Source organism: Anabaena sp. CS-542/02 (assembly GCF_028331085.1).
Classification (GTDB): Bacteria; Cyanobacteriota; Cyanobacteriia; order Cyanobacteriales; family Nostocaceae; genus Anabaenopsis; species Anabaenopsis arnoldii.
In genome coordinates this window covers 1-9220 of the sequence record NZ_JAQMTM010000059.1, presented here as the reverse complement: position 1 = coordinate 9220, position 9220 = coordinate 1, and the positions used below count along the sequence as shown (strand labels likewise).

Below are 9220 nucleotides of genomic sequence, written 5' to 3'. Positions count from 1 at the left end.
GCGTTTGACTTATATTTGCACGACTCTACCAGGTAAAATCACTATTGGTAGTGCGATCGCCTTGATGGCAATTTCCATGATGATTCCGGTTCCGGGAACCAATACTCTCCCGGCGATGGGCGTTTTTGTCACTAGCTTTGGTTTGCTCGAAGATGACGGAGCAATTACCTTAGGTGGTTTAATTATGTGTCTTTTGGGGGCAATTTTGACTATTTCAATTTTGAGCGCTCTAATTTGGGGTGGTTCTAGTCTTCTGGACTTAGTTAAAACTTGGCTAGGCCGTTAAGACCTAGATAATCTTATAAGCCGTTCTACCAAAACAACGTGCCGTCAACGTAGAAAGATGCGTATTCCTGCTAATGGCGTAAGAGATAGTCGTTTAATTTATGTCCTGATTGAATCAGGACTTACGCAAAACAGAACGAAAGTAGCGGTAATTCATGAATCACCCGTACATCAGAACTAGGTTTTTAGTCCAATCTTGCGTAAGTCCTATGAATATTAGAATAATCTATGTATAAGATTGAAAGTTTCGATAGTTATAATGTTTGGTTTGGCTTGAATTACAACTCGATCAAGTATAATTGGATTAATGAATAAAAAATCAATAATCAAACAAAATTGCCAACAGCAAAAAATACGGGCATTTTGCTATTATTCCACTTAAAATCAGGTCTTTAGTTCAAAAAAATGTGAAGATATCTCAAGGATAAAAAAATCAAACCCAGGTATCACAAATCATCCTGATATTGGTTTTGAATGGAACCAACGCTCATATTTTATCTTTTTTTAGGAAATTATTGAGAATATTTAGCAATATAGGTTGAGATTTTGATATATTAAAAGCAAGCAGTCTCATGGAATCCGGGAATAGGTGGGTATTTTTTCTGGATAAAAACAGGCAAACAACAGGATTTTTATGGCTACGTCACGCCAGCTATGGGTTTCAAGCCTTTTCCAGCCTTGATATATATCAAGCATTGCGCTGGGAGTCAGTATGGCTACGCTACGCAAGCTACCAGGTAAACTTAGCAAGTAGAATCTTTTGAACCGGCTAATAAAAAACAATACAAAATGAATTTGAAGGTTGCTGTAATATCTCTCCGGGGGTGAGTGAACTTTAATCTAGAGACTTTGTTAACCAGAAAGAAATTTATTAAAAATGATGCTATAAAGTGCCTACCTGCTTGTTACTAGTAAATGCAGAATATTCTCGTTTATTGCTCAGGTTTGAAGCATCGTAGCCAAAATTACATGAGTTTTTTCTCATAATCTTCTGTTCATACAATTCACTAATGAGTAAATTTCGATGAATACTTTTTTTTGTTCTGATCATGCACGAGAAGTCGGAGAAGATATTATTGGTAGTGCTACAAATTATCAAACATATATTCTGGTTGAATGTCCTCAACCCTGGACTTATGAGGCTTTTCAATCTAAATGGGTACCAAATAATTTACAGGTTCTAGTAGAGGAAGTCCGCTGCGCTAGATTACCCGTGAGGTTTCTTTTAATTGCAAATAATTATTCCCATAAGGTGGACTACACCACCCTTTTGATTTATCAAAAACAAGAGGGTATGATTCATGGATACCAAAAATACGAGTTTAAACTGCCACATATTGAACAAGTAGCGGGGGTGGTAAAACAATATTTATGGGGAAAAATATCCGACTATGAAACAGATACAGGTATAACTAGAGATATTTTAGTCTGTACCCACGGTAGCCATGATCAATGTTGCGCTAGATATGGTAGTCCTTTTTATTTCCAAGCTAGGACGACTGTGACGGATTTGGAGTTGGATCATGTCAGGATTTGGAAATCTAGCCATTTTGGTGGACATCGATTTGCACCAACAGCAATAGATTTACCAGATGGTAGATATTATGGTGTTCTCAATCAGGAATCCTTCAGGTCAATTTTAACTCGTACAGGTGATATAGAGTCTCTCAGGAAAGTATATAGGGGCTGGGGAGTTCTACCTAGTGCGCTACAAATCTTAGAAAGAGAACTGATGTTATATCACGGGTGGAATTGGTTTAATTATCAAGTAGGGGGGAAAATTATTCAGCAGAGTTTAGATAATAATACAATTTTAGCCGAGTTAAGTTTTGAGGACTCACATGGTTCTCTATTTATTTACGAGGCGAAACTTGTCAAAGACAAAACAAGAACACTAGAAATCAAGGGTTCTTGCAATGCCAAAGAAAATTCTGTATTTGTCAAATATGCTGTAGATAGTATGAGAATTGTATGTAATAAAGTTGCAACTTTGAGTAGTTAAGGCTGGCTGATTTCCAAAGATGATGAGGTTGTTATCTACCAAACAGCTAGTAAAAATAAGCTCTCAATCATTGCAAATTTTAAACAACAAAACTCAGGGTTTAACAAACCACACCTTTATAGGAAACACCAGTTAAGAACCGAGCATTTGCAAATTATGTAACGTAGCATATAGTCCACCAGCTTGTAACAATTCCTCATGGCTTCCTGTTTCGAGTAATTCACCTCGCTGCAACACAAAAATTCGATTTACATTGCGAATTGTTGACAGCCTGTGAGCAATAATAATGGCGGTACGCCTCACTAAAACCTGGTTTAATGCCTCTTGGACTAAGGTTTCTGTATTCACGTCTAAACTAGCTGTGGCTTCATCCAAAACTAGAATTTGTGGGTTACGAATTGCGGCACGTGCGAAGGCTAAAAGTTGCTTTTGACCACTAGAAATATTTGTGCCTCGTTGCCGCAGTTTAGTATCATACCCTTGGGGTAATTGTTCAATAAACTCAGCAATATTGGTTTTACTGGCAGCTTGTTTAATTTCTTCAAGGGGATAATAGTCGCCTAAAGTGATGTTACTTTTAACGTCACCAGCAAACAAAAAGCCTTCTTGCAAAATTACTGCCATATAGCGTCGTAAGTCCGCCTGTGCTAGATCCCGAATATCTACGCCATCTAGTAAAATGCGCCCTTGGGTTGGTTCATAAAGACGGCACAATAGCCGAATAACTGAAGTTTTTCCCGCACCGGTCGGACCGACTAATGCGACTTTTTCCCCGGGATGAATTACGAAACTTAAGTTTTTAATTACATAATCATCGTCTTTGTAAGCAAACCAGACATTTTCAAAACGAATTTCTCCCAATTGTACAGGAGTGTCAAAATCTTGGTGTTCTATCTTACCAACTATTTCATCTATATACCCAAAAGTTGAATCAAATATAGAAAAGCGAGGATGACTAGTATCGCGGATTTCTATGGGTTCATCTAAAATGTTGATAATGCGTTCAATGGCGGTAAAACCAGCTTGGATGACGGTAAATTTTTCGGCAAAATCTCTTAAAGGGTCAAATAGTCGCTGGGCATATAAGATAAATGCTGCTAAAATTCCGAAGGTGAGGAAATCACCTAAGAGCAACCAACCACCTAACAGCAGAACCCCAGCGATCGCCATTAGTGCTATCCATTCTAAAGTTGCTGAAACAGCGGAATCATAAAAAATGGTTTTATCTATTTCCTGGATGTAACCTTGATTTGTGTGGCGAAATAATTCGGCATTAAATTTTTCTCGTCGGAACAACTGAACTACATTAATACCAACTATATTTTCTTGTAACTGAGAATTTAAACTAGAAAGTTCTTCCCGTACCTTATAATTGGCTTGGCGGTACTTTTGCTGAAAGTAAATAATTAACCAAGTAATGGGTACGAGTATCAGCAGCAGCAAGCAAGCAAGTTTCCACTCAATGGAAAACATAATAGCGATGATCACCAGCATACTAAATACATTGGAGACAATACCGATGGCGCCGGTGGAAAAGACATCCCCTAATACTTCCACATCGCTGGTGAGTCGAGTAATTAATTTACCTACGGGTGTACGGTCAAAAAAACGTACTGCTAAAGATGTGACATGATGAAATAAATCCTGGCGAATTGCGGCTGTGATGTTTTGTCCCAGCTTTTGTAGTATATAACCCTGAATGCCAATTAATACCAGTCGGATGGCGATCGCTACAAGTATTAATATTAGTAGAATATTTAACCCTTCCGACAAGGGGAGATTCCTGAGTAACTCATAGGTACTTGGTTCATTGCGAATCAGAGAAATCACCTGTCCAATCAACAGTGGTTGCACTGCGTTGGCTAATGCAATGGGTACAAGTAGGACTATTGCCAGTGTCAGCAGTTTTCCATCGCGACGAGCATAGGGCAATAGACGTAAAAATAACCGCCAGTCATTGTTATTTGAGCGGTTGTTCCCGTGGGATTTGTTTACAGATTGGTAATTGCTCATATTCACACTCCCACGGCTAAAAGCACATGGGATTCTTGCTTCATCTAGCCAACTTACTTAGAGGATTTTCTTCCCATTCGCAGAGATTGTTCTGTCCACAAGCTTGATATTCCCTATGCCCCACATTACCATTTTATATTACAATAATGTTTAGATAAAATCAATACTAAGTTTATCTTTGTGATCCTATTTAGGGTAGAAAGCCTAACTTTCTGTGCTTGTCATCGAACCGGCGATGAAGGCTCCCAAAACCGTACCCATCCATAATCCAGTTGTACTACCTTGCCATGTTGCTCCGGGTGTTACCCAAACATTACACATGAATTTTAAGCCCCAAGACTGGTTTTGACATTTCTGGTTATGTAGCATTGATGTCATGTGTCCACCGATGTAAGCACCAAAAAGACCTAGTGTCACAGCTAAGAATGTGCAAGTTAAAAATCTATTTTTCATCATGATTAATGCTAGTTCTAGTAGTAATGGTGGGTTACGCTACCCTAACCCACCCTACAGTTTTTGGTGTTCTTTGATCAACCTGTATTTCTCATCCCGGCGGCAATACCATTAATAGTTAACAGTGCGCCTCTGAGTAACTCACCTTTGCTGTATCTAGAATTAATCACACCAGATGTGCTAGTTATGTTACGTGATTCACGCAAGCGTTTGAGTAGGGAAACTTGGATGAAACCTAAAGGTAAAATCGTACCATTACGTAACTGTACTGAACGCTGTAAGACAGGATCACCATCCAACAGCCGATTATGTCCAGTGATTTTCAGCACTAAATCTCTAGTGAGATAGAATTCGTTGGCAATTTGCTCGAATACTTTTTCTAGTCTGGCTTTATCTTCAGGATTAGCTAATTCTTCCACGTAGTGATGGGCCATTTGCATATCTACTTTGGCCAGGGTCATTTCTGCTTTGGAAATCACCATTTTGAAGAAAGGCCACTTGAGATAAAAGTAGCGTAGTAATTTCAGATGTTCTTCGGGTTCTTCATTGAGGAATCCCTGTAAAGCTGTACCCATACCATACCACGAAGGCAATAAGAAACGGGTTTGTGTCCAGCTAAATACCCAGGGAATGGCGCGTAAACTGCTGAGGTCTTTTTTGCCTGATGGTCGCCGCGCTGGACGGGAGCTAATTTGTAACTGGCTAATTTCTTCAATGGGGGTAACTTGGTGGAAAAAGTCGATAAAATCCGGTTGCTCGTAAATCAACTGGCGATAATGTTGACGCGATCTCCCGGCTAATTCTTCCATAATCTCATTCCAAGGTTCGATATCATCAAACCCTGTTCGTAGTAAACTAGCTTCAATTACCGCAGTGGTAATAGTTTCCAAGTTGTACATAGCTAAGTCCAGCAAAGAGTATTTAGAAGCTAATACTTCCCCCTGTTCAGTAATCTTAATGCGCCCATTAATACTGAGTCCTGGTTGAGCTAAAATCGCCTCGTAAGCTGGTCCCCCACCCCGTCCCACGGAACCACCCCGCCCGTGGAAAATTCGCAAATTTACACCGTATCCTTCAGCAATTTTCTGGAGTGATTTTTGAGCTTTATGGATTTCCCAATTACTACTTAAAAAACCAGAATCTTTATTGCTGTCAGAATACCCTAGCATGACTTCCTGTAAATTGGGAGTCAGGGGGGAGGCTGTGGTAGGGATGGGTAATGATGAGCCGTTTTCTTGACTAGCTTTAACTGCTTCATAGCCACCGGCTAATAAAGCTCGATATAATGGCAATTCAAATAACTGTCGCATGACGCTTCTGGAGCGTTGTAAGTCTTCGACTGTCTCGAATAAGGGCACAACTTGAATAGTTCCCACGGCGATGGCGGGGTCAAACAGTCGGGATTCTTTGGCTAATAGTAACACTTCCAAGACATCGCTCACTTGCCGACACATACTGATAATGTATGTTTGGCAGATGTTGACACCAAACTCTTGCTGTAGCGATCGCAATATCCGGAAAGTTTCAATGACATCGTTAGTTTTTGCCGAAAATGGCAATTCTGATGGAATTAGCGGCCTGCGGGTTTGTAGTTCCCCTGTGAGCCAAGCAACTCGCTGTTCTTCGGATAGTTCATTGTAGGGTTGGGGTAGTATTTGCAGATATTCCAGAATCTCATTTAAAGCATCAGAATGTCTGGTGGATTCTTGGCGGATATCCAACTGAGTTAAGTTAAAGTCAAAAATTTCTACTTGACAGATGAGAGTTTCTAATTCCCCACAGCTTAAACCAGTTTCGGTTAAATTACGTTCAATTAACCGCAATTCTCCTAAAAACTCTGACCCGGAACGATACATGGGGGCTTCTTCTCCTAGGACTCCCCCACTCAGGTTATGGTCAACTTTCACGCCTATACTGGGTGATATTTCTCGGTTATACAAAGATAAATTGCGATCGCGAGTATTCTCCAACCGTCTGAGCACATAAGCCAGCTTTAACCGATAAGGTTCTTGGCGATATCGCAAAGCCAGTGCATCGTACACATCACTTAACTGGGACTGGTCTATCTCCAAAGATTCGAGCAAGTCTGGTAAGACATCGCTCCAGTGCATTGACACACTCAATAATTCAATCAGCTGTTTCACTGATTTAATATATCTTTCCAAAACCATTTGGCGCTGATAACAAGCTGTTTGCCAAGTGATTTCTGGTGTTACCGATGGGTTACCATCTCGATCTGAACCCACCCAAGAGCCAAAAGAGCAGAAGTTTTTATGGGGTGGTTCTAGCCAATTAAAAGTCCTACCCAAAGCATATTTTAACCGCTTATATAGTTGAGGAATGCCATCAAATAACACCTCTTGGAAGTAGTGTAAGGCATAATCTACCTCATCGAGTACCGTCGGTTTAAACTGGTGGAGTTCATCTGTGCGCCACCACAGGCGAATTTCTTCGAGTAATTGCTCTCGCAAATCCGCCGCTTCCCACGGATATCCGCCTACTGTCCCTTCATTGCGATTTTCTACCGCATCTAGTTTTTGCAGCAGGTTGACTACCCGCCTTTGCTTATCGCGGATGGTGTGACGAACTATTTCAGTTGGGTGGGCTGTGAACACTAAACGCACATCCAACTGTGAAACCAGGCGTTGAATTTGCTGGGGTGGCACATTTAGCCTAAATAAATGGGGAAACAAAGTAGCAAATGTACCTTTTTGTTTATCCGTTGATTTATTTACCCAAGTTGTTGTAGAGAATAGACTAATTTTCTCTGTACAAATTTCTTTTTCTTGGTTAACAATCAAGGCATCATCTTCTTTATGGTTAGAAGAATAGGCAGTGTTGGATAAAGTACCTTCCTGAACTTTTTCTCCTTCCCCTGGTGAATAGCGAGTTAATTGCTGCCGCTGTTCATACTCCTGCTCTATGATGTTAATCAACTGGAAATACAACGCAAAAGCCCGCGCGGCTCGAATCGCCTCATTGATATTCAGTTGTTCAATCAACTTCACAGCAGATGCGGCCTGGTCATTTGTGGCTTGTCCTTCCGGCGAGCATAAGCCCCGCAATTGTCGCAATAGTTCGACCATTGTTTGACCACATTCCTGTCGGAGTACTGATTCCCACAATTCTTCTACCACTTGCAACCGATGACGCAAAAATAACTCTGAGTTAGGGTAAAAATTTACCCCTTGAGACAAACTGTATAAAATAGAACTCATAATTGCTGCTGTTGTCAAGCTGATTACTGTTTACATCCTATAGATTTACATCCCATAGACGAAATTAATTCTCAGGGAAAAACCTTGAGGATTTTAGCTTTTAAATATATTTTTTAATCTGTTTCTCTACCTCTGGTGCTTGTATCCCAACTGTTGTTAACTGGAAAAGGGAGAATTGGCAGGCGATCGCCGCGAAACAATTCTTCACTAGCTTCGCCTATAGATTCTAGGGCTTTCAGTGTGGCTTTTTCTGCTGTGAGCAGCAATAGTACAGACGCTGCACCGATTTGTAAAAGAAAAGATGGGGGAATACTCAACAAAGGCAGATTAAACCCGATATTCTCTGAAGATTTTTGGTTAGTAGAAGTCATTGCTAATTCTTAGTTGTTGGCTGATTGACACTCCCCTACCTCTAATGGTAAGTCTAGTTGCACCACGTGAGCAGGATTCGAGGTTAATTAAATAGTCGCTGTCCTCCCTCGTTTTTGATGCTTTCGATTTTTCCATTATCGGCGTAGTTTCTGAAGGTCTTTGGGTCTAATTTTATATATTCTACTGCTTCTCTTAGTGGTATCTGAGCATTTGTGGTGATATAGCATTTCCCATTCTCGTGAGATACAAAGTTTTTTAGTTTCAGCAAACAGGTATTAAGGAACAAATTGTTCTGTACTTCATTAGCATGAAAAAGACTTGGTCATTCATATGTTATGTATCTTGTCGGATTTGGGCAGCCCACAAAGTAACAAAAATGTTAGGGTGGAGGTTGATTGATCAAGGTATTGATAAGTAAATCTAATCGTTGCAGGTAATTTAATCACAAAATTTATATTTCACTAAAAGTAAATACATGTTAAGTTTATTAGAGCGGATGGATAAAAAAACCGTCTAATTAGTTACAAAAATACATTGCAATCATAAACAAATGACCACAACCTTACAACAGCGCCAAAGCGCCAACGTATGGGATCGCTTCTGCGAGTGGATCACCAGCACCGAAAACCGGATTTACATCGGTTGGTTCGGCGTACTCATGATCCCCACCCTCCTAGCTGCTACCACCTGCTTCATCATCGCCTTCATCGCTGCTCCTCCTGTAGACATCGATGGTATCCGCGAACCAGTAGCTGGCTCCTTAATCTACGGAAACAACATCATCTCTGGTGCTGTTGTTCCTTCCTCCAACGCCATCGGCTTGCACTTCTACCCCATTTGGGAAGCAGCATCCTTAGATGAGTGGTTGTACAACGGT

At 40.5% G+C, this 9220-nt stretch carries 6 protein-coding genes and 1 pseudogene; 3 read left to right on the top strand and 4 right to left on the bottom strand.

Annotated features, from left to right (window positions below; genetic code table 11):
- A partial coding sequence (locus PN447_RS06175) for an exopolysaccharide biosynthesis protein (RefSeq protein WP_271761684.1) occupies positions 1–286 on the top strand: 286 nt, incomplete at its 5' end.
- 1023 nt (positions 287–1309) lie between these two features.
- Positions 1310–2287, top strand: a complete 978-nt coding sequence (locus PN447_RS06170) for a sucrase ferredoxin (RefSeq protein ID WP_271761682.1) — start codon at positions 1310–1312, stop codon at positions 2285–2287.
- Between the two features lie 132 nt (positions 2288–2419).
- Here PN447_RS06170 and PN447_RS06165 read toward each other — a convergent pair whose 3' ends face one another.
- From PN447_RS06165 to PN447_RS06150, 4 genes are all read right to left on the bottom strand, one after another.
- On the bottom strand, positions 2420–4300 hold the full coding sequence (locus PN447_RS06165; protein ID WP_271761681.1) for an ABC transporter ATP-binding protein: 1881 nt from the start codon (positions 4298–4300) through the stop codon (positions 2420–2422).
- Between the two features lie 204 nt (positions 4301–4504).
- Complete coding sequence (locus PN447_RS06160; protein WP_271761679.1) at positions 4505–4756, bottom strand: hypothetical protein; 252 nt, start codon at positions 4754–4756, stop codon at positions 4505–4507.
- Between the two features lie 74 nt (positions 4757–4830).
- Positions 4831–7971: a phosphoenolpyruvate carboxylase gene (gene ppc, locus PN447_RS06155; RefSeq protein ID WP_271761677.1), complete on the bottom strand. Its 3141-nt coding sequence runs from the start codon at positions 7969–7971 to the stop codon at positions 4831–4833.
- A 113-nt stretch (positions 7972–8084) separates the two neighbouring features.
- Positions 8085–8342, bottom strand: coding sequence for a hypothetical protein (locus PN447_RS06150; RefSeq protein WP_271761676.1), 258 nt, complete (start codon positions 8340–8342; stop codon positions 8085–8087).
- 551 nt (positions 8343–8893) lie between these two features.
- Here PN447_RS06150 and PN447_RS06145 point away from each other — a divergent pair.
- A pseudogene (locus tag PN447_RS06145) lies at positions 8894–9220 on the top strand (photosystem II q(b) protein); the annotation flags it as partial.

Bases quoted from the DNA above. Each gene is read 5' to 3' on its own strand.
- PN447_RS06170 (WP_271761682.1), top strand. From the start codon at position 1,310: ATGAATACTTTTTTTTGTTCTGATCATGCACGAGAAGTCGGAGAAGAT.
- PN447_RS06165 (WP_271761681.1), bottom strand. From the start codon at position 4,300: ATGAGCAATTACCAATCTGTAAACAAATCCCACGGGAACAACCGCTCA.
- PN447_RS06160 (WP_271761679.1), bottom strand. From the start codon at position 4,756: ATGATGAAAAATAGATTTTTAACTTGCACATTCTTAGCTGTGACACTA.
- ppc (WP_271761677.1), bottom strand. From the start codon at position 7,971: ATGAGTTCTATTTTATACAGTTTGTCTCAAGGGGTAAATTTTTACCCT.
- PN447_RS06150 (WP_271761676.1), bottom strand. From the start codon at position 8,342: ATGACTTCTACTAACCAAAAATCTTCAGAGAATATCGGGTTTAATCTG.